The organism is Streptococcus sp. STR1/CE/0325, assembly GCF_055386095.1.
Genome location: NZ_AP045018.1, coordinates 1,760,439 through 1,781,128, shown reverse-complemented (window position 1 = coordinate 1,781,128; position 20,690 = coordinate 1,760,439). Strand labels below are relative to the sequence as shown.

Sequence of the window (20,690 nt, the reverse complement as noted above, 5' to 3'; positions counted from 1 at the left end):
GGAATGTAACTGATAGACATATCCACCGTGATAACTTTGACCTGTTTGCGAATCTTTATCGGGTACTTGTAGAAGTGGTTCTTGATGGAGGTTTGGCGGTTGTTTTGGAAGATGGCGATGATTTTCTTGGTTTCAAAATCTTGTGCAATGAAACTCATTTCCCCCTTCTTGAAGCTGTACTTGTCCCGAGACATTTTTTCTGGAATCCAGTTCAGGTCTATCTTAAATTGGAACTCTTTTAACTTTCGGATGACGGTTGATGTTGATACGGCTAGGCTTTCAGCGATAGCAGGAATTTGGTGATTTTTCTTAACCAGAGATGTTTCAGCAACCGTCATTTTCCCGCAGTCACGACAGCGAAAGCGACGCTTTCTGGCAGTCAGATTTAACCATTTGAGCTTGGTAATGTTGGCGTTTTGGAGCAGGATAGTTCAATTTAGCGATGATTTCCTTGTGCCTGCCAGTATCGAAAAGTTTTAAAATAGTGACGGTAGTGTCTTTTATTCCGAGTAGGTCTGTGATAAAATTGAATTGTTCCATGGTCGTCTTTCTAATGATGGTTTGGTTGCTTTCATTATAGATGATATGGGACTTTTTTCTACACTCAAAAGGCCCTATAATCTCCAGAGAGTGGGGTTACCCACTACAGGAATTATAGGACCGAATTTCTGCAGTATTGTGTCAAATATTGATGTGTATTATGCTATAATAATACCAACAGACACAGGAGGTTGGCATGCAGATTTTTGATACCCATACCCACTTGAATGTGGAAGAGTTTAGCAAAAGAGAACAAGAAGAGATTGCCTTTGCGCGTGAGATGGACGTGACACGTATGAATATCGTGGGGTTTGATGAGCCAACGATTGAGCGTGCCTTGTCTTTGGTGGAGACTTATCCTGAGCTTTATGCTACGATTGGCTGGCATCCGACCGAGGCAGGCACTTATGACGATAGGGTGGAGCGCTACCTTTTAGAGAAGCTCTGTCATCCTAAGGTGGTGGCGCTAGGCGAGATTGGGCTAGACTACCACTGGATGACAGCGGATAAGGCGACACAAGAGCGCGTGTTTCGCCGTCAAATAGCGCTTTCTAAAGAGTTGAATCTACCCTTTGTGGTGCATACGAGAGAGGCTCTTGAAGACACCTATGACATCATCAAAAGCGAAGGCGTGGGGCCTCGTGGTGGCATTATGCACTCTTTTTCAGGTTCTTTAGAAATGGCAGAGCGCTTTATAGAGCTTGGCATGCTGATTTCGTTTTCAGGTGTCGTCACTTTTAAAAAAGCCCTTGATGTGCAAGAGGCAGCAACTCATCTGCCTTTGGATAAAATCTTGGTCGAAACAGACGCCCCGTACCTAGCCCCCGTTCCTAAACGGGGACGTGAGAACCGTCCTGCCTATACTAGATATGTGGTGGAAAAAATCGCAGATTTACGAGCTTTACCGGTAGAAACTGTGGCAGTTGCCACTTATCAAAATGCGCTAGAGGTGTTTGGTCTTGGCAAATAAACCGAAAATTTCTCAAATCATCGTGGTGGAAGGAAAAGACGATACCATAAATCTCAAGCGTTTCTACGATGTGGAGACCTATGAGACGAGGGGGTCTGCCATTTCTGAGGAGGATTTGGAGAGGATCGAAAGACTCCATGACTTGCGAGGGGTCATCGTTTTTACCGATCCAGACTATAATGGCGAGCGTATTCGTAAGAAAATCATGCAGGCAGTGCCAAGTGTTCAGCATGCTTTTTTAAGGCAAGACGAGGCAGTGCCTAAGTCTAAGACCAAGGGTCGTTCTTTGGGGGTGGAGCATGCTTCTTTTCATGATTTGGAAAAAGCCTTGAGTGGCGTGACCGTACCTTTTGAGGAAGAGGACGTTTTTGACATCACACAAAGCGATCTGATCCGTCTAGGCTTGGTGTTAGCAGAAGATAGCAGAAAGCGTAGGGAATTTCTAGGAGAAACCTTACGCATCGGCTACTGTAACGGCAAAAATCTCCTTAAACGGCTCAAACTCTTTGGTATGACCTTAGAGGAAGTTGAAAGCGTGATGGAAGGATACCGAGCATGAAAAAAATTGCACTCTTGCGTGGTGTGACCCCAACTGGGAAAAATCGCATCCCTAAGATGTCCTACTTGGTGGAGATTTTGACTCAAGCAGGTCTAGAAAACGTAAAAACCTATATTCAAAGTGGCAATGTTGTTTGTGAAACGGATTTAGACGATGACGGTCTTTCTCGCTTGATTCATGATACCATTCAAGAAAAAATTGGGGCAGATTTGGCGGTGATTGTAAAAAGCCCAGCGCAGCTGGAAAGAGCTCTCTTTGAAAATCCTTTTGGGGAGTCTTACGATGTTTCTCGGGTTCATTTGGTATTTACGAATGCTTGTCTTGATAAAGACAAGCTAAATGAGCTAGCTAAGTCCGATTTTGGTGAGGAAGAGTTTCACACAGGTAGTGAGTGCCTCTACCTCTATCTGCCAAAAGAAGCTAAGAAAAAACGGCTTAATACTAATTTTTTGGAAAAGAAACTTCAAATCACGGCAACCATGCGAAAGGCTAGCAGTATTTTACGCTTGAAGCAGATGTAAAGAGAAAAAGAAAGATAAAGGAAAAACATGCGGATTTCAGATATGACAAGAACCCGAGCGATTTTAGAGCGTCATGGGTTCACGTTTAAAAAGTCCTTCGGGCAGAATTTTTTGACCGATGGCAATATTTTAGCAAAGATTGTAGAAACAGCTGAGATTGACGAGAAAGTCAACGTCATTGAGATTGGACCAGGTATCGGAGCTTTGACGGAGTTTCTAGCAGAAAAAGCAGCTGAGGTCATGGCTTTTGAGATTGATGACCGTTTGCTTCCCATTTTATCAGAGACACTGGGGCATTTTGACAATGTGCGTGTCGTTAATGAGGATATTTTAAAAGCAGACCTCAAAAGTCGGATAAACGAGTTTAAACAGCCAGACCTTCCCATCAAGGTGGTGGCGAATTTGCCTTACTACATTACGACACCGATTCTCATGCACCTTTTAGAAAGTGGTGTGGCTTTTAGTGAGTTTGTCGTCATGATGCAAAAGGAAGTGGCAGATCGCATCTCAGCCCATCCTAAAACAAAGGCTTACGGCAGTCTTTCCATTGCTGTGCAGTATTTCATGGAGGCAAAAGTCGCTTTTATCGTGCCACGCACGGTCTTTGTTCCAGCGCCAAATGTGGATTCTGCTATTTTAAAAATGACCAGAAGAGCCGAGCCTTTGGTCTTTGTCAAGGACGAGGATTTCTTTTTCAAGGTGACAAAGGCAGCTTTTGCGCAACGTAGAAAAACTCTTTGGAATAACCTTCTAGCCCTTTTTGGAAAGAGCGATGAGGTCAAAGAAAAGTTGACGCAGGCTTTAAAGAAGGCTGGGATTGCTGCCACAGCAAGGGGTGAAGCCTTGTCAATTGAGGAATTTGGATGTTTGGCAGATGCTCTTTTAGAGCAAGGATTGAGCTAAAATATATAGCCTAGTCAGTTTACAGTCGTGTAGGCTGGCTTTTTTGATGGACTTTCCAACTCTTTCAAGAGGGAAATGTGCGGAAAATATGATATAATGAAGCTATGAGAGCGCTAAAGAAGGTCGGAAAAAAAGTAAGATTTTATCCTTTAAAAGATCAAAGTCGCTTATTTTCTTTCTCGTGTAATACGGAGTTAATTACTTCAAAAAAAGATAGATTTTTTAACAGTCTTTGGGACTTTTTCAAAACCTCCTATTTTTCTTTTGAAGTTTTTGGGAATGCGAAACGCTCTCTTGTATCTTATTGTAACTGAACACGGGCTAAAATCCTAGAGAAAAAGAGTTCAGCTCTTAGACGCCAGTCGTCTTCATCGCTGCCCCTATTTTCTTACGGATTCCTTAACGCCCTTTGTATCTTATGAATTGAACACGTCGCTATTTTCTTCGAGAAAAAGATAAGTTTTCCTTTGAACTTGTGGTTTCGTCGTTAAACTTCCTTTTTTCTCATCGAAAATTTTGCTGACGCAAATCGCGACTTTGCATCTTAGAAAGGAAATGGACACGCCCTACGGTCTTTGAAAAATAGATAAATCATCCTAGAACGTCAGTCGTTCTTGGTCTGATTTCCTAATTTTTCTTTGTCCGTTAGCTGGGCTTTGTATCTTATGAGGGGAAAGATTATTCAGGCTTTGGCTGGTTTTTATGATGTAGAATGTGAGGGGGTCATTTACCGCACGCGTGCCAGAGGAAATTTTAGAAAGAAGGGGAAAACTCCTTATGTAGGGGATTTGGTGGAGTTTTCTGCGGAAAATCCGCAAGAAGGCTACATTCTTGCCATTCATGAGCGAAAGAATGCTTTGGTGCGACCTCCTATTGTCAATGTCGATCAGGCAGTGGTCATTATGAGTGCTAGAGAGCCTGATTTTAATGCCAATCTTTTGGATCGTTTTTTGGTCTTGTTGGAGTACAAGGACATTCACCCCATCATCTACATCAGTAAGATGGATTTGCTGGAAGATGAAGAGGTTCTTTTGGCTTATGCGGCGGTCTATGAGGCTATGGGCTATCCTTTTATCACCCAGATGTCGGATTTACTGCCTTATCTCAAGGATAAGATCACCGTTTTCATGGGGCAAACAGGGGTGGGAAAATCGACTCTGCTCAACAAAATAGCGCCAGATTTGGCGCTTGAAACAGGAGAGATTTCAGATAGTCTGGGACGCGGGCGTCACACTACACGGATGGTGAAGCTCTATCATGTGCATGGTGGTTTGATTGCCGACACACCGGGCTTTAGCGCCCTAGACTATGAGGTCAAAACAGCCCCTGATCTGAATAGCGCTTTTGTGGATATTGAAAAAGTATCCGCTAATTGCAAGTTTAGGTCTTGCACCCACACGCATGAGCCAGCTTGTGCGGTCAAGTCCGCAGCAGAGGCTGGAGAGATTGCTGCTTTTCGTTATGATGACTATCTCCAACTCTTGAGTGAAATTGAAAATCGTAGGGAAACCTATAAAAAAGTATTAAAAAGAAAGTAGGTCAGCTTATGGGAAATAAAATTGCACCCTCTATTCTTGCCGCCGATTATGCGCATTTTGCCGAAGAATTGCACCGCATCGAAGAAACTGGAGCAGAGTATGTCCATATCGATCTGATGGACGGGCAGTTTGTGCCCAATATCAGTTTTGGAGCAGATGTGGTAGCTAGTATGCGCAAGCACAGCAAGTTGGTCTTTGACTGCCATTTGATGGTGGTGGATCCGGAGCGTTATGTGGAGGCTTTGGCTCAAGCTGGGGCAGATATTATGACCATTCACGTTGAGGCGACGCGTCACATTCACGGGGCTTTGCAAAAAATCAAAAAAGCTGGCATGAAGGCTGGCGTGGTCATCAATCCAGGGACACCTGTTGCCATGCTAGAGCCTGTCTTAGACTTGGTGGATCAGGTCTTGATCATGACGGTCAATCCTGGCTTTGGTGGGCAGGCCTTTATCCCAGAAACGCTAGATAAGGTGAGACGGGTTGCGGCTTTGAGGAAAGAAAGAAATCTTTCCTTTGACATCGAGGTCGATGGTGGCATTGACCATGAAACTATTAAGCTGGCTAAGGCTGCTGGAGCCAACGTTTTTGTGGCGGGCTCTTATGTCTTTAAGGGCGATCTCAATGCTCAGGTGGCGCGCTTGAGAGAGGCGCTACATGATTAGAGTGGCGGTGGTCGCTGGCGGTACCTTTCAAGCCCCTGATGGCGCTTTTGATGTCATGGTTGGGGTTGACCGAGGGGGGCTTCGTCTTTTAGAGGCGGGGCTTCCCTTGGATTTGGCTGTGGGAGACTTTGACTCTGTGACAAAGGACGAGTGGGCTTTGTTGCAAGAAAAAGCAGGTGAAGTTTTGACCTCGCCTGCTGAAAAGGCAGATACGGACACGGAGTTGGCGCTTCAAATCGTTTTTGAGCGTTTTCCGACAGCCCAAGTGACGGTATTTTCCGCCTTTGGTGGCCGGTTAGACCATTTGTTGTCCAATCTTTTTTTGCCGAGCCATGAGGGGCTATTTCCTTATCTGGAGCAAATCGAGTTGGTTGACCAGCAAAATCATGTGACTTTTAAACCCAGAGGGCAGCACAGCATTTTGCCTATTTCTGGGATGACCTATGTCTCTTTTATGCCAGAAGGGGGCAAGGTCTTTATCAAAGGCGCCAAGTATGAGATGGATGAGCGTAATTTTTTTAGTCGCAAATCCTATGGTAGTAATGAATTTATCAATCAGCCCATCGACTTAGAGGTGATGGCGGATTATGTGGTCATCATTCAAAGTAAGGATAGGAGATAGGAAATGCTGTGGCTTATTTTTCTATTGGTCTTGGTGGGACTAGGAGGGATATTTGTTCTCTTTCAGGAGCAAAAAGAAACGAGAAAAGCTCTGTCTGATATTCTCGATAATCATGCCGACAATTTGTCTGAACAGTTGACCTATCAACTAGAAAAAGGCAACAAAGAGCAGGAGCTGGCGATTTTGACTCAGTTGAACCACTTACAACGCGATGTCTATCAAGAAGTCTCTGATTTGAAAGAGACCCTGCAAGAGCAGCTGACCAAGCAGCGTGACGTGAGTGATCAGCGCTTGGACCGTATCCAGCAAAGCCTTATGGAAGCGGTGGATCGCTTGCAGACCAGCAATGAAAAGCGCCTTGAGGAGATGAGGCGAACGGTGGAAGAAAAGCTAGAAGAAAGTCTAGAACGGCGCCTTCAGACCTCGTTTGAAACCGTTTCTAAGCAACTTGAAAGTGTCAATAAGGGGCTGGGTGAGATGCAGGTCGTGGCGCGTGATGTTGGCTCGCTCAACAAGGTCTTGTCTGGCAGTAAAACCCGAGGCATCTTGGGTGAAATCCAGTTGGGACAAATCATCGAAGATATGCTGGCACCTAACCAATATGAGCGAGAATTTTCAACCGTGACCGGATCTAGAGAGCGGGTGGAGTATGCCATCAAACTCCCTGGGGAAAACAAGGAAGGGCCAGTCTATCTGCCCATTGATGCTAAGTTTCCCATGGATCCCTATTACCGCTTAGAAGAGGCCTATGAGGACGGGGATAAAGATAGAATTGCGAAAGAGCGCAAGGTTTTGCTGTCTAGGGTCAAACAGTTTGCTAAGGATATTCAAAAGAAATACCTCAATCCTCCAGAAACGACGACTTTTGGGATTTTGTTTTTGCCGACGGAAAGCCTCTACGCTGAGGTGGTGAGGGATGCTGCCTTTATGGACGGGCTTAGACGTGAGGAGCAGATCGTGGTGGCAGGGCCGTCCACTTTAGCGGCACTCCTAAATGCGCTGTCTCTTGGTTTTAAGACCCTGACCATTCAAAAAAATGCGGCGGATATTAGCCAGCTGTTAGGGCAGGTCAAGACAGAGTTTGGAAAATTTGGCGGTCTCTTGGCTAAGACCCAAAAGCAACTCCAGACTGCTAGCACTAGCCTTGATAGCCTTATGACGACAAGAACCACGGCTATTCTTCGAGCGCTGGAACAAGCAGAAGACTACCAAGGAGAGGACTGGAGACAACTACGCGCTCTAGGTCAGATGGGAGAGGACGATGAAGATTAAACAAATGAAAAAAGATGAGCTGTTTGAAGGATTTTACCTGATCAAGTCAGCTGAAGTGAGAAAGACCAGAGCAGGTAAGGATTACCTCGCTCTAACATTTCAAGATAGGACGGGGGAAATCAACGGCAACCTCTGGGACGCTCAGCCGCATAATATTGAGAGTTTTACGGCGGGTCGAGTGGTCTTTATGAAGGGACGAAGAGAAACCTATAACGGCACTCCTCAGGTCAATCAGATTAGCCTGCGTTTGCCAAGAGAGGGCGAGCCGTCTGATCCGAGTGATTTTAAGGAAAAACCTCCTGTCAATCCCAAAGAGGTGCGTGACTATCTGGAACAGATGTTGTTTCGGATTGAGAATGCCACCCTGCAACGGATTGTGCGTTACCTCTATCGTGAGCATGAGGCGGCCTTTTTCACCTATCCAGCTGCAAAGACCAACCATCATGCTTTTGAGGCAGGTCTAGCCTATCACACAGCGACCATGGTGCGCCTAGCAGATAGCATCGGAGATATTTATCCAGACCTCAATAAAAGCCTGCTCTTTGCTGGGATTATGATTCATGATTTGGCCAAGGTCTTGGAACTTTCTGGCCCAGATCAGACCGAGTACACCCTAAAGGGCAATCTGCTTGGTCATATTTCCTTGGTCAATGAAGAAATCACCAAGGCTGTTTTAGCCCTTGGTCTGGATGAAGATAAGGAAGAAATCTTACTACTCCGACACATGGTTCTCAGCCATCATGGGCAGCTCGAGTATGGGAGTCCAGTGCGTCCTCATGTGATGGAAGCCGAGATTCTTCACATGATTGATAACATCGATGCGGAAATGATGATGATGACGACAGCCCTTTCACGGGTGGATGAAGGCGAGATGACCCCACGGGTCTTTCCACTAGACAACCGTTTCTTCTACAAGCCAAAGATGGATAAATAAAACGAAAAATTTTAGTTTTTTCAGAAAAAATGTTCGCTTTTTGTGGAGAATATGGTATAATAACAAGAAAAGAACTAGAAAGTGATTGCTTGTTATGAAATTAAGAAGAAGCGAACGGATGGTCGTTATCTCCCATTACCTCATCAACCATCCTTACCAGTTGACCAGTTTAAGTTATTTTGCTGAACGCTATGAATCCGCCAAGTCATCGATTTCAGAGGACGTGAGCATTATCAAAAAAGCCTTTGAAGAAGGTGGCATCGGTCATATCGAAACGGTGACAGGTGCTAGTGGCGGGGTAGTTTTTACCCCAACCATCTCAAAAGAAGAGGCCTATGATGTGCTAGAGGATTTGCGCAAGCGCTTATCTGAGAGTGATCGGATCTTGCCTGGGGGATATATTTATCTCTCGGATTTGTTGAGTACCCCGACCATTTTGAAGCAGGTGGGACGGATTATCGCTCGGAGTTTTCGTCATGAAACCATCGATGCCGTGATGACCGTTGCAACTAAGGGCGTACCGCTTGCTAATGCCGTGGCAGATGTGCTCAATGTGCCTTTTGTCATTGTGCGTCGTGACCTCAAGATTACAGAAGGCTCAACGGTTTCCGTTAACTATGCCAGTGGCTCTGCTGGGGATCGCATTGAAAAGATGTTTCTAGCTAAGCGCAGTCTCAAACCGGGCAGTCGCGTCTTGATTGTGGACGATTTCCTAAAAGGTGGAGGGACCATCACAGGGATGACCAGTCTTTTAAAGGAGTTTGATAGCTCACTAGCTGGAGTCGCTGTCTTTGCGGTCAATACGCTAGAAGAACATGGGGATTTGGATTATCAAGCTCTCTTGAAGGTGTCACAAATCGATGTGAAAACCAACCATGTTCAGGTTGAGATCGGCAATATCTTTGATAGCCTGTAAAGAAAAACGCAAATTCCCTTGAAAGACCGAGGGAATTTTGATATATTAGAAGCTAGAAGTCTTTGCCGTTTATCTTTTATAACGTTGTTCACTCGCCTTGTTTAACTTCAAGTTATGCCTGCTGTGAGTTGCTTCGTTCTAAAAGTAAACCGTGAAGATGACAGATATCGAGGAGGATACTATGAATTTAATGACATTGGTGATGTTTGGTTTTGTCGTCGTGATGATTGTCGTGATGCAACGTCAACAAAAGAAACAAGCTGAAAAAGCGCAAGAAGAACGCAGTAAACTGGGCAAAGGCGATGAGATCGTGACCATCGGTGGGATGTATGCGACTGTTGATGCGGTGAATTTGGAGAATAACACGGTTGACCTTGACGTGGACGGGGTTTACCTCACCTTTGAACTCGGAGCCATTAAGCGCGTGGTGAAAAAAGCTGAGGCTGTTGAAGTCATCGAGGAAGCAGTTGTCACAGATGCTGGTGAAGTCGAAGAAGCAGTCGTTGTTGAAGAAGTGGCAGATAAAAAAGAATAAGGAAAAAAGGTAGCTAGCACGTGTTAGCTTCTTTTTTGGTCTGTGGAAGGGCTTAATCATAAAAAAGCTACTCATTGGGAGTGGAAAAATTCTACATCGCTTATAACCTCTCTATGCCGGTTATTCTGTTCATCACATGCTGAGAAAGGGCTACTTCCTGAAATGGTGAGTCTCATTGATACATGTATCAGATTGAAAAGCCTAACCCTAAAATCAACCGCTAAAAACAGTTTAACGACAACTACTAAGCAAGATTTGACTCAGTTTTTCAAACATAAAAGACGAAGGAAAAGAAGTGGAAACCTTGCTGGAACTTTTCATTCAAGGAGAAAGCTGATAAAACTAGTCAAAAAGGGGTCATCTATGGTAAAATAAAAGGAATAGGAACAATTGTTAGGAAATATTATGATACCATTAACGAGACAAAAAATACAAAATCCGTTGATTCCCGTTCATGTTGGGATTATCATGGATGGCAACGGCAGATGGGCTAAGAAGCGCTTGAAACCTCGTGTGTTTGGGCATAAGGCAGGGATGGATGCTCTGCAAAAGGTCACGATTGAGGCGGCTAATCAAGGTGTCAAGGTCTTGACGGTCTATGCTTTTTCAACGGAAAACTGGAAACGTCCCAAGGATGAGGTGTCCTTTATCATGAATTTACCGGTCGAGTTTTTTGACCGCTATGTGCCGGAACTTCATAAAAATGGGGTGAAGATTGCAGTCATTGGTGATCGTTCAGCTCTTCCTAAAGCGACTTTGTCTGCTCTTGAGAGGGCTATGGAGGTGACCAAGGACAATACTGGCTTGGTGCTGAACTTTGCCCTTAACTACGGCGGACGTGCGGAGCTGGTGACGGCTATCCATAAAATCGTCCGTGAAGTGCAAGAAGGTGCTTTGAACGTTAATCAAATCGATGAGGATCTGGTGGGAGATTATCTCGAAACCGCTACTTTGTCAAAGGATTACCGTGATCCTGACTTGATTATCAGGACCAGTGGTGAGTTGCGTTTGAGTAACTTTTTGCCTTGGCAGTCAGCTTATAGCGAGTTGTATTTCACAGACACCTTGTGGCCGGACTTTGATGAGGCGGCTTTTAGAGAGGCTCTTGTGGCTTTTGGTCAGAGAAAGCGCCGTTTTGGTGGGGTGTAAAAGGAGGTTAAATTGTGAGAGAACGTGTGATTTATGGAACCATAGCTGGTGTGATTTTTCTTGCTTTTTTAGGACTTGGTGGGATTTTCTTCCATCTTTTAGCAGGGATTTTAGCGGTTATTGGGGTGTTTGAACTCTTTCGGATGAAGGGGCTGGAGCCCTTTACTTTTGAGGGAATACTAGCCATGCTAGGGGCTTTTGTCTTGACCCTTCCCTTGTCATCTTATCTTGCCTTTTTGCCCGTGGATGGGAGCTTAGCGACCTATACCTTGGTGGTCTTTCTCCTGCTTATGGGAACGGTCTTTAACCATGAGACTTACTCTTTTGAGGATGCGACCTTTGCGATTGCTGGCAGTTTTTATGTGGGTATTGGTTTTCAAAATCTCGTTTTGGCGCGTATGGCTGGTTTTGACAAGGTTTTGTTGGTCCTCTTCATCGTTTGGGCGACTGACATCGGCGCTTACGCGGTTGGACGTAGAATCGGCAAGCGCCACCTGATGCCTGCGGTTTCGCCGAATAAAACCATCGAAGGAAGTCTTGGCGGCATGGTGTCTGCCCTAGTGGTGTCTTTGATTTTTATGCTGATTGACCCATCCGTTTATGCGCCTTATCCTTTCTTTGTGATGCTATTATTGGTGCTGTTCTTTAGCATGTCAGCTCAGATGGGGGACTTGGTTGAAAGTGCTTTGAAGCGTCATTTTGGCGTCAAAGACTCTGGCCGCTTCATTCCTGGTCATGGTGGGGTTTTGGACCGCTTTGACAGCATGATTTTTGTTTTTCCTATCATGCATTTCTTTGGCTTGTTTTAGGAAAAGGAGAAGGATATGCTTGGAGTATTAACCTTTATTATCATTTTTGGGCTGGTGGTTGTGGTGCATGAATTTGGTCACTTCTACTTTGCCAAACGTTCAGGAATCTTGGTGCGTGAATTTGCCATTGGAATGGGTCCCAAGATTTTTTCCCATAGGGACAAGGACGGCACGCTCTACACCATTCGTATCCTGCCTTTGGGCGGTTATGTGCGCATGGCTGGCTGGGGCGATGACAAGGTCGAGATTAAGACGGGAACACCAGCGAGTCTGACCTTAAATGACGCTGGTGTGGTCACACGAATCAATCTGTCTCAAAAACAGGTCGATCAACGTAGCCTTCCCATGTCTGTCTTGCATTATGACCTAGAGGACAAGCTCACCATTACTGGACTGGTCCTTGATGAAGAAAAGACCTACTCAGTTGACCACGCTGCCACTATCGTCGAGGAGGACGGCACGGAGCTTCGGATTGCGCCGCTTGATGTGCAGTATCAAAATGCCAGTGTCGCAGGTAGGCTCATCACCAACTTTGCAGGGCCTCTGAATAACTTTATTTTAGGGATTGTGATCTTTATCCTCCTCGCCTTTGTGCAAGGTGGTGTGCAGGATTTTTCGACCAATCAGATTCGAGTGACACCAGACGGTGCCTTGGCTCAGGCTGGTGTGAAAAATGATGACCGTATTTTAAAAATTGGCTCCTACAAGATTACCAACTGGGAGGACCTCTCAAATGCAGTGGATAAGACCACAGCTAACCTCAAGGAAGGCGAGAGCATCCCTGTTGAGGTGGACTCAAAAGGACAGGACAAGACCGTGAAGGTCACACCCCAAAAGGTCAAGGGGACTTTTCTCATCGGCGCTCTCCCTGGTCTTAAAACAGGCTTTTGGAACAAGATTAGCGGTGGATTTGAGATGGCGGCAAACGGTGCCTTTGCCATTATCAATGCTCTGAGAGATCTCATCACCCACCCCAATCTTAATAAGCTGGGCGGTCCGGTTGCCATGTATCAGATGAGTAATACCGCAGCCAAGCAAGGTTTGGTGCAGGTGTTGAATCTTTTGGCCATGCTGTCTATTAACCTTGGTATTTTTAACCTCATTCCCATTCCAGCCCTAGACGGTGGAAAGATTGTCCTCAATATTTTGGAGGCCATCAGAAGAAAGCCGCTCAAGCAGGAAACAGAAACTTATGTCACCCTGGCAGGGGTTGCCATCATGCTAGTATTGATGGTGGCAGTCACTTGGAATGATATTATTCGTACATTTTTTTAAACCATAAGGAAAAGGAAGTTGATTTATGAAACAAAGTAAAATGCTTATCCCAACGCTTCGCGAAATGCCAAGCGATGCACAAGTGATTAGCCATGCGCTCATGCTAAGAGCAGGCTATGTCCGCCAAGTCTCAGCAGGAATCTACGCTTATCTACCGCTGGCTCATCGCACACTTGAGAAATTCAAGACCATCATGCGAGAAGAGTTTGAAAAAATCGGAGCGGTCGAGATGCTGACACCAGCGCTTTTGACTGCGGATTTGTGGCGTGAGAGTGGGCGTTATGAGACTTATGGTGAAGATCTCTATAAGCTTAAAAATCGCGATCAGTCTGATTTTATCTTAGGCCCGACACATGAAGAAACCCTCACAGTTTTAGTGCGTGATGCGGTCAAATCTTACAAGCAACTACCGCTCAACCTCTACCAAATCCAGTCCAAATACCGTGACGAAAAACGTCCTAGAAATGGTCTGCTTCGCACCCGCGAATTTATCATGAAAGACGGTTATAGCTTCCACCAAGACTATGATAGCTTGGATGTGACTTACGAGGATTACCGTAAGGCTTATGAAGCGATTTTTACCCGTGCGGACCTAGATTTCAAGGCCATTATCGGTGATGGCGGTGCCATGGGTGGTAAAGACAGTCAAGAGTTTATGGCGATCACGCCTGAGCGGACGGACTTGGATCGTTGGGTGGTTCTAGACAAATCCATCGCTTCTTTTGATGAGCTTCCAGAAGATGTTTTAGAAGCTATTAAGAAAGAGTTGACCTCTTGGTTGGTATCTGGTGAAGACACGGTAGTGTATTCAGATGGCTCTTCCTATGCCGCCAATCTAGAGATGGCAACAGATGCCTTTACACCAAGCACCAAGGTGGTAGCAGAAGAAGAGTTAGTCAAGGTCGCAACACCTGATTGCCATACCATTGACGAAGTTGCCGCCTTTTTAGAGGTCGCAGAAGAAAACACCATCAAAACTCTGCTCTTTATGGCGGACGAAAAACCTGTTGTGGCACTTTTGGTGGGGAATGATCAGGTCAATGATGTCAAATTGAAAAATTATCTCGGTGCCGATTTCTTAGAGCCAGCGACCGAAGAAGAGGCTAGGAGTGTCTTTGGCGCAGGCTTTGGTTCCCTTGGACCAGTGGGGCTGTCGCAAGATATCCGTATCGTGGCGGATCGCAAGATTCAAAACAGCCGCAATGCCGTAGCTGGAGCTAATGAAGATGGTTATCATTTGACGGGTGTCAATCCAGAGCGTGATTTTAAGGCAGAGTATGTGGACATCAGAGAAGTGCGTGAGGGAGAACAATCGCCTGATGGTCTAGGAACCTTGCAGTTTGCGCGTGGTATCGAGATTGGGCATATCTTTAAGCTCGGCACTCGCTATTCTGAAAGCATGGGAGCCATGGTCTTGGATGAAAATGGTAAGGCGATTCCGATGATTATGGGCTCTTACGGGATTGGGGTCAGCCGGATTCTCTCTGCTATCATCGAGCAACACGCAAGACTCTTTGTCACCAAGACACCAAAAGGTGAGTATCGCTACGCTTGGGGTATTAACTTCCCTAAAGAGTTGGCACCATTTGACGTACACTTGATTACAGTCAATGTCAAGGACGAAGCGAGTCAAGCCCTCACTGAAGCGGTCGAAAAAGACTTGATGGCAGCTGGCTATGATGTCTTGACCGATGATCGCAATGAACGGGTCGGCTCAAAATTCTCAGATAGTGATTTGATTGGTCTGCCAATTCGTGTGACGGTCGGTAAAAAAGCTGCAGACGGTATTGTCGAAGTCAAGATTAAAGCGACAGGTGATAGCATTGAAGTGCATCAAGACAACTTGATTGAAACCTTGCAGATTTTGAGCAAATAAAATAAGATGAGTTGAGGTTGATAGACGCTCAACTCTTTTATTTCGCTTGAAAATAGGGTATAATAGGGGCATGAAAAAAAGACGTTTGATGAAATGGTTGACAGGACTTGTCTTGGTGCTTTTTGGCATTTCTGTGGCAGCCAGTTTTTATTTTTTCCATGTGGCACAAGTCAGAGAGACCAAGAGTTTTATTAACAATAAACCAAGGGCCAAATCAGACCCCCTCTATCAAGAGGAACAGGCCTTTAACCAGCTGACCAAACAGACCATGACTATGACCAATCAAGGGCTAAAACAAGTGGCCTGGTATATCCCTGCCCAGACCCCAACTCATAAGACGGTTATCGTGGTGCATGGTTTTGGCGGTAACAAGGAAAAAATGGCGGTCTATGGCTGGCTCTTTCACGAAGAAGGCTACAATGTCCTCATGCCAGACAATATCGCAGCAGGAGATAGCCAAGGCCAGCTCATCGGCTATGGCTGGAACGATCGCTTGAACATCATCAAGTGGGCAGACCTCCTCGTTGACAGGGACCATGATAGCAAGATCACGCTCTACGGCTTATCCATGGGAGCAGCGAGTGTCATGATGGCCAGTGGTGAAAAGACGCTTCCTAAGGAAGTGACCACCATCATTGAAGATGCAGGTTACACCAGTGTTTGGGATGAGTTGCGCTACCAAGCCAAGGACATGTATAACCTCCCTGCTTTTCCCCTTCTCTATGAAGTCTCTGCCATTTCCAAGATTCGGGCAGGCTTTACCTACGGAGAGGCTAGTAGCGTCAAGCAGCTAGCTAAAAATACCCGCCCGATTCTCTTCATCCATGGGGACAAGGATACCTTTGTTCCGACTAAGATGGTCTATGAGAATTATGATGCCACCACAGCTCCCAAAGAACTCTATATCGTTAAAGGAGCAGGCCATTCTAAGACCTTTGGACAAGACAAGGAAGCCTACCGACAAAAAATCCATGATTTCTTAAAAAAATATGAGAAATAGGGTTGACAAGATCAACATAAACTGATAAAATAGTTTATGTTGTTAGCGGGGATGGCGGAATTGGCAGACGCGCAGGACTAAGGATCCTGTGACCGCTTTAGGTCGTGAGGGTTCAAGTCCCTCTCTCCGCAGAGGATAACCGAGCTTTGGCTCGGTTTTTTTGTTACTATTTTTGATAAAGAAGGTAAGGCTTCCTAGGATAAGAGAGGGAGACATTGTTTGATTGACAAGGGACTTTATCTCTTGCTATACTAAGTGGAGAAGAAGATAAAGGAGATAGCGATGACACACAGCGACCGGCCTGCTTTTGTCCTAGCAGGTGATTATGGCTATATCAGACAGTTAGAGGCAACCTTGAAGTCTATTTGTTACCATCATAAGGGGATAAAGGTTTATATTTTCAATCAAGATATTCCCCAAGAGTGGTTTATCGCAACCAGAAAGCGTATGGCTGCGATGGGCAGTCAACTGGAGGATGTCAAGCTCTTGGATGTGGGTCTTGATAGGGACTGGACGACACCAGATGATATTGACCTCAACTATATGGCTTATGCCCGCTATTTTATCCCGCAGTTTGTCAAGGAGGACAAGTCCCTTTATCTGGACGGGGATGTGATTGTCACGCGAAACCTAAAGGATCTGTTGGAGATGGATTTGGGTGAACACTATGTGGCAGCAGCCAAGGTGGTCTATGGTTTAGAGGAGCGGTTCAACTCAGGCGTGCTACTGATGAACAATGCGCTTTGGCGTAAAGACGGCATCACCCAGCAGTTGGTCTCTCTAACAGAAAAAGAGCACACCACGCTTCCAGAGGGCGATCAAACGGCTCTCAATCGCATTGTCGGTCATCAGATGATTCATTTAGAAGATACCTATAATTTTCAGATTGGCTTTGACACCAGAGCGGATGCTTGGGGGCATGATTTTATTTTTGAGATACCGCTTGAGCCTTTGCCTGCGATTTTGCATTATTTGAATGAAAACAAGCCTTGGCACACTCACTCATCTGGACGCTTACGTGAAGTTTGGTGGCAATATGCTATGCTAGATTGGTCAACGATTATCAGCCATCATCAGGCGGATTTAACATCGCTTTTTGAGCGGGATTGGGAGCTAGAATGTGTCATTATGACCAATTCTCAAGAGTTGGAGCATATTAAGGATTTGGTGGAGGCTCTTCCTAACTTTTGTTTTCATATTGTAGCTTGGACACCTTTTGGTGATAAGCTGGAGAGATTGAGCACCTTTGAAAATGTGAAACTCTATCCCCATGTCATCAGATGGCGGGCCAAGCAGTTAATGAAGCAGGCGGATGTGTATCTAGATATTAACCATGCAGATAAGCTGGAGGACTGGATTGCCCTCGCTCATGAGGAGGGACTTGCGATCTTAGCTTTTGACAATGTTAAAAATCAGCAGCATGTGGATCAGGTATTTTCAAAAGACCATCCAGAAGAGATGATCGCTTATCTGAAAGAAGCCTCAATAAGAAAGAGACGGTAAGAAATGGGAGAGAGCCAAAAACGAAAGCCAACGATTGTTTTAGCAGGCGATTATGGTTATATCAGACAGATTGAGACCACCATCAAATCGCTGTGTTATCACCAGTCTCGTCTGAAAATCTATGTGTTTAACCAAGATATTCCACCAGAGTGGTTTCATCAGCTGCGTGAGAAACTAGCTCCTTTGGGAGTGGAGTTGGTGGATAAAAAATTGGTTGACCCAAGACTCAATACCAACTGGACGGCTGGTTTTGCCCATATTAACCACATGGCATTTGCGCGTTATTTTATCCCCTTATTGGTGAAGGAAGATAAGGTGCTTTATCTGGATAGTGACTTGGTGGTGACGGGCGACATTACCCATCTGTTTGACTTGGATTTGGGGGATTATTACGCTGCGGCGGTCAAAGCACTCCATGGTCGAACACTTAATTTCAACTCAGGTGTCCTCTTGGTCAATAACCGCAAATGGAGAGAAGAAAATCTGTTTGAGCGCTTGATTGAAACGACTGAGCGTGAGTGGGAAAATGTAAACGAAGGCGATCAAACCATTTTAAATCAACTCTTTGACGGCAACTGGTTGGAGTTGGACGGAAACTATAATTTTCCGATTGGATTTGATTATGGGGCGCAATCCTTTAATGAGTTAGACATTTTTGAGATTCCGATTGATCCTCTTCCTTTGATTATTCACTATATCTCGCCAGATAAGCCCTGGAAGACTTTTTCTGCTAGTCGGTTGCGAGAGGTTTGGTGGTTTTACAATGGTCTTGACTGGTCTATCATTCAAGAAAAAATGACGGTACCCGTAGATGAGCAACTGGATTTAGCTGTTTTTTCTCATCATTTCTTCACCTTGACGGATAGTCAGGAGTTTGAACACCTCGAGTTTTTGATTACTTCCTTACCTGACTTTCAGTTTCATATCGCAGCTTATACGGTTATGGGACCCAAGTTGATTCGCTTATCTCAGTATGAAAATGTGACCTTGTATCCTCTGGCGCTTTCGGTAACCGTTCAAAGATTGATAGAGCAGGCTGATTTTTACTTAGATACGAATTACTTCAAGAAACCACAAGATTTATTGGAAGAATTTGAGCATTCTGGACGCATGATTTTGACCTTTGACACCACTTGCTCACCAGAGGTCAAAGAAAAGATCTTTCCTAGTGAAAACCCGCAGGAAATGGTCGATTGGCTCAAGGATTGGGCAAAGCTATCCTTTTAGTTGGTCTTGATTTAGTGGCGACAAAGATAAACAAAAAAGATAAACGCTTTCAAAACGTCTTGAGGCTAGAATTTTGCTAAAAAATGTGATAGAATGAACTTGTAATGGGAAAAATTCCCAAAATTTTAGAGGAGGCTATGAAACATGCCAATCGTTTCAGCAGAAAAATTTGTCCAAGCCGCTCGTGACAATGGTTACGCAGTTGGTGGATTTAACACAAACAACCTTGAGTGGACGCAAGCTATCTTGCGTGCAGCGGAAAGCAAAAAAGCTCCTGTGCTTATCCAAACATCAATGGGTGCCGCAAAATACATGGGTGGTTACAAGTTAGCGAAAAACTTGATTGAAAACCTTGTAGAATCAATGGGAATCACTGTTCCTGTTGCTATTCACCTTGACCATGGTCACTACGAAGATGCGCTTGAGTGTATCGAAGTGGGCTACACTTCTATCATGTTTGATGGAAGCCACCTTCCTATCGATGAAAACCTTGAAAAAGCGCGTGAAGTTGTTGAAAAAGCACATGCTAAAGGTGTATCTGTCGAAGCTGAAGTGGGAACTATCGGTGGTGAAGAAGATGGTATCATCGGTAAAGGTGAGCTTGCTCCAATCGAAGACGCTAAAGCAATGGTTGAAACAGGCATTGATTTCTTGGCTGCTGGTATCGGTAACATCCACGGACCATACCCAGAAAACTGGGAAGGTCTTGACCTTGACCACTTGAAGAAATTGACAGAAGCTCTTCCAGGCTTCCCAATCGTACTTCACGGTGGATCTGGTATCCCTGATGATCAAATCCAAGCGGCTATCAAACTTGGTGTGGCTAAGGTCAACGTTAACACTGAGTGCCAAATCGCTTTTGCTAACGCAACTCGTAAATTTGCAGCAGCTTATGAAGCTAATGAAGCAGAATACGACAAGAAAAAACTCTTTGACCCACGTAAGTTCTTGGCTGATGGGGTTAAAGCAATCCAAGCTTCTGTTGAAGAGCGTATCGACGTTTTCGGTTCAGAAGGTAAGGCTTAATTTTAGCTGATAAAAAGCTTCTCCATAAGGAGAAGCTTTTTTGCTTGGTGTTATGTCGATTACAAAAATCCCTTGTCCTTTAGCCAGTAATGGATAATGGCGAGGGTCTTGTCTTGGTATTTGCCGGATTCGTACATGTGGTCTGCGCCAGTCAGTGAGACGAGGACGGAGTCGGTGTAGTTTTTGGCGGTTTTTCGTGCGATGGCAGGGACGGTCATCTTGTCCTCGCTGCCTGTGATGACAAGGACAGGGCAGGAGATGCGGCTGAAATCCACATAGCCCGCTCGGCTCTTATCAAAAAAGGGGAAAGCCATCTGGGTATAGACCTTACCAGACTCAGGCACTAGCGTGGCAAAGAGGGGTTCTTTGAGGCTGTCCTCCTGTTGGTTGAGGCAATATCGGAAAAACTCCTCCTTGTATGGTGGCATGGCTTTTTTCCAAAAACCCCAGCGCAAGAAATGGCGGATAAAACACCGCACCATGCTGGGATAGAGAGCAAAGATGTCTGCTGTTGGGGCTGGTCCCATCAAGATCATGCCAGCTATTGGTGTGCGCTCTGCTACCATTTGCGCTAGTAAGCAGCCTAGGGAATGCCCCAAGAGTAGGGGAGGTCTGTCTAGGCTTTGGACCAAGGTCACTAAATCTTCCGTGTAGTCGGTCAGACTTAGGCTCCCTACTTTTTGGGTCACCTCCTCGTAGGGCAGGTCGTGGTAACGTAGGCTAGGGGTGTGGACGCGGATGTTCATGCTTTCTAGCTTGGTGGCAAAATCTCCCCAAACGGAGCCATCACACCAAGTGCCGTGGATTAAGACGATGTCGTACATGCTTGCCTCCTTTTCTTTTTTCCAGT

Annotated in this window: 20 protein-coding genes, 1 tRNA gene and 1 pseudogene; 20 read left to right on the top strand and 2 right to left on the bottom strand. The window is 45.3% G+C overall.

Annotation, left to right across the window (positions count from 1 at the left end):
* Nucleotides 1-5: 5 nt before the first annotated feature.
* Nucleotides 6-540 (bottom strand): annotated as a pseudogene (locus tag ACZ49W_RS08595) (transposase); the annotation flags it as partial.
* A gap of 196 nt (nt 541-736) precedes the next feature.
* On the opposite strand from ACZ49W_RS08595, the gene ACZ49W_RS08590 reads away from it, so the two are divergent.
* The 20 genes from ACZ49W_RS08590 to ACZ49W_RS08495 all read left to right on the top strand — a co-directional run bounded on the left by ACZ49W_RS08590 (nt 737) and on the right by ACZ49W_RS08495 (nt 19,840).
* Nucleotides 737-1,510: a TatD family hydrolase gene (locus ACZ49W_RS08590; RefSeq protein ID WP_464814873.1), complete on the top strand. Its 774-nt coding sequence runs from the start codon at nt 737-739 to the stop codon at nt 1,508-1,510.
* Nucleotides 1,500-2,069 carry a ribonuclease M5 gene (gene rnmV / locus ACZ49W_RS08585; protein WP_464814872.1) on the top strand — a complete coding sequence of 190 codons (570 nt, stop codon included), beginning with the start codon at nt 1,500-1,502 and terminating at the stop codon, nt 2,067-2,069. The genes ACZ49W_RS08590 and rnmV overlap by 11 nt, the downstream gene beginning before the upstream one ends.
* Nucleotides 2,066-2,590 carry a DUF1697 domain-containing protein gene (locus ACZ49W_RS08580; RefSeq protein WP_464814870.1) on the top strand — a complete coding sequence of 175 codons (525 nt, stop codon included), beginning with the start codon at nt 2,066-2,068 and terminating at the stop codon, nt 2,588-2,590. The genes rnmV and ACZ49W_RS08580 overlap by 4 nt, the downstream gene beginning before the upstream one ends.
* 27 nt (nt 2,591-2,617) lie before the next feature.
* Entirely contained in the window at nt 2,618-3,493 is an 876-nt protein-coding gene (rsmA, locus tag ACZ49W_RS08575; RefSeq protein WP_464814869.1) for a 16S rRNA (adenine(1518)-N(6)/adenine(1519)-N(6))-dimethyltransferase RsmA, read from the top strand.
* Between the two features lie 665 nt (nt 3,494-4,158).
* Nucleotides 4,159-5,031 (top strand): ribosome small subunit-dependent GTPase A, encoded by an 873-nt coding sequence (gene rsgA / locus ACZ49W_RS08570; protein ID WP_464814868.1) that lies wholly within the window; start codon nt 4,159-4,161, stop codon nt 5,029-5,031.
* 8 nt (nt 5,032-5,039) lie between these two features.
* Nucleotides 5,040-5,696 carry a ribulose-phosphate 3-epimerase gene (rpe, locus tag ACZ49W_RS08565; protein ID WP_464814867.1) on the top strand — a complete coding sequence of 219 codons (657 nt, stop codon included), beginning with the start codon at nt 5,040-5,042 and terminating at the stop codon, nt 5,694-5,696.
* The gene (locus tag ACZ49W_RS08560) at nt 5,689-6,318 is read left to right on the top strand and encodes a thiamine diphosphokinase (protein ID WP_464814866.1); all 630 of its coding nucleotides are present in this window, start codon (nt 5,689-5,691) and stop codon (nt 6,316-6,318) included. The genes rpe and ACZ49W_RS08560 overlap by 8 nt, the downstream gene beginning before the upstream one ends.
* A 3-nt stretch (nt 6,319-6,321) precedes the next feature.
* Nucleotides 6,322-7,590, top strand: a complete 1,269-nt coding sequence (locus tag ACZ49W_RS08555; RefSeq protein ID WP_464814865.1) for a DNA recombination protein RmuC — start codon at nt 6,322-6,324, stop codon at nt 7,588-7,590.
* Nucleotides 7,580-8,524 carry a 3'-5' exoribonuclease YhaM family protein gene (locus tag ACZ49W_RS08550; protein ID WP_464814864.1) on the top strand — a complete coding sequence of 315 codons (945 nt, stop codon included), beginning with the start codon at nt 7,580-7,582 and terminating at the stop codon, nt 8,522-8,524. Before ACZ49W_RS08555 ends, ACZ49W_RS08550 begins: the two co-directional genes overlap by 11 nt.
* Nucleotides 8,525-8,618: 94 nt before the next feature.
* Nucleotides 8,619-9,440, top strand: a complete 822-nt coding sequence (purR, locus tag ACZ49W_RS08545; RefSeq protein WP_464814863.1) for a pur operon repressor — start codon at nt 8,619-8,621, stop codon at nt 9,438-9,440.
* Between the two features lie 181 nt (nt 9,441-9,621).
* The gene (locus ACZ49W_RS08540; RefSeq protein ID WP_464814862.1) at nt 9,622-9,975 is read left to right on the top strand and encodes a preprotein translocase subunit YajC; all 354 of its coding nucleotides are present in this window, start codon (nt 9,622-9,624) and stop codon (nt 9,973-9,975) included.
* A 405-nt stretch (nt 9,976-10,380) separates the two neighbouring features.
* Nucleotides 10,381-11,124 (top strand): undecaprenyl pyrophosphate synthase, encoded by a 744-nt coding sequence (locus tag ACZ49W_RS08535; protein ID WP_464814861.1) that lies wholly within the window; start codon nt 10,381-10,383, stop codon nt 11,122-11,124.
* Between the two features lie 14 nt (nt 11,125-11,138).
* Complete coding sequence (locus ACZ49W_RS08530; RefSeq protein ID WP_464814860.1) at nt 11,139-11,933, top strand: phosphatidate cytidylyltransferase; 795 nt, start codon at nt 11,139-11,141, stop codon at nt 11,931-11,933.
* Nucleotides 11,934-11,948: 15 nt separating this feature from the next.
* Nucleotides 11,949-13,208, top strand: coding sequence for an RIP metalloprotease RseP (gene rseP, locus ACZ49W_RS08525; RefSeq protein ID WP_464814859.1), 1,260 nt, complete (start codon nt 11,949-11,951; stop codon nt 13,206-13,208).
* 25 nt (nt 13,209-13,233) lie between these two features.
* The gene (locus ACZ49W_RS08520) at nt 13,234-15,084 is read left to right on the top strand and encodes a proline--tRNA ligase (RefSeq protein WP_464814858.1); all 1,851 of its coding nucleotides are present in this window, start codon (nt 13,234-13,236) and stop codon (nt 15,082-15,084) included.
* Nucleotides 15,085-15,154: 70 nt separating this feature from the next.
* Nucleotides 15,155-16,084 carry an alpha/beta hydrolase gene (locus ACZ49W_RS08515; RefSeq protein WP_464814857.1) on the top strand — a complete coding sequence of 310 codons (930 nt, stop codon included), beginning with the start codon at nt 15,155-15,157 and terminating at the stop codon, nt 16,082-16,084.
* Between the two features lie 45 nt (nt 16,085-16,129).
* A tRNA-Leu gene (locus tag ACZ49W_RS08510) sits at nt 16,130-16,215 on the top strand.
* A 151-nt stretch (nt 16,216-16,366) separates the two neighbouring features.
* Nucleotides 16,367-17,587 carry a glycosyltransferase family 8 protein gene (locus tag ACZ49W_RS08505; protein WP_464814856.1) on the top strand — a complete coding sequence of 407 codons (1,221 nt, stop codon included), beginning with the start codon at nt 16,367-16,369 and terminating at the stop codon, nt 17,585-17,587.
* Between the two features lie 3 nt (nt 17,588-17,590).
* Nucleotides 17,591-18,814, top strand: coding sequence for a glycosyltransferase family 8 protein (locus tag ACZ49W_RS08500; RefSeq protein ID WP_464814855.1), 1,224 nt, complete (start codon nt 17,591-17,593; stop codon nt 18,812-18,814).
* A 144-nt stretch (nt 18,815-18,958) separates the two neighbouring features.
* Entirely contained in the window at nt 18,959-19,840 is an 882-nt protein-coding gene (locus ACZ49W_RS08495; RefSeq protein ID WP_464814854.1) for a class II fructose-bisphosphate aldolase, read from the top strand.
* A gap of 59 nt (nt 19,841-19,899) precedes the next feature.
* Here ACZ49W_RS08495 and ACZ49W_RS08490 read toward each other — a convergent pair whose 3' ends face one another.
* Nucleotides 19,900-20,664, bottom strand: coding sequence for an alpha/beta fold hydrolase (locus ACZ49W_RS08490; RefSeq protein WP_464814853.1), 765 nt, complete (start codon nt 20,662-20,664; stop codon nt 19,900-19,902).
* Nucleotides 20,665-20,690 lie beyond the last annotated feature (26 nt).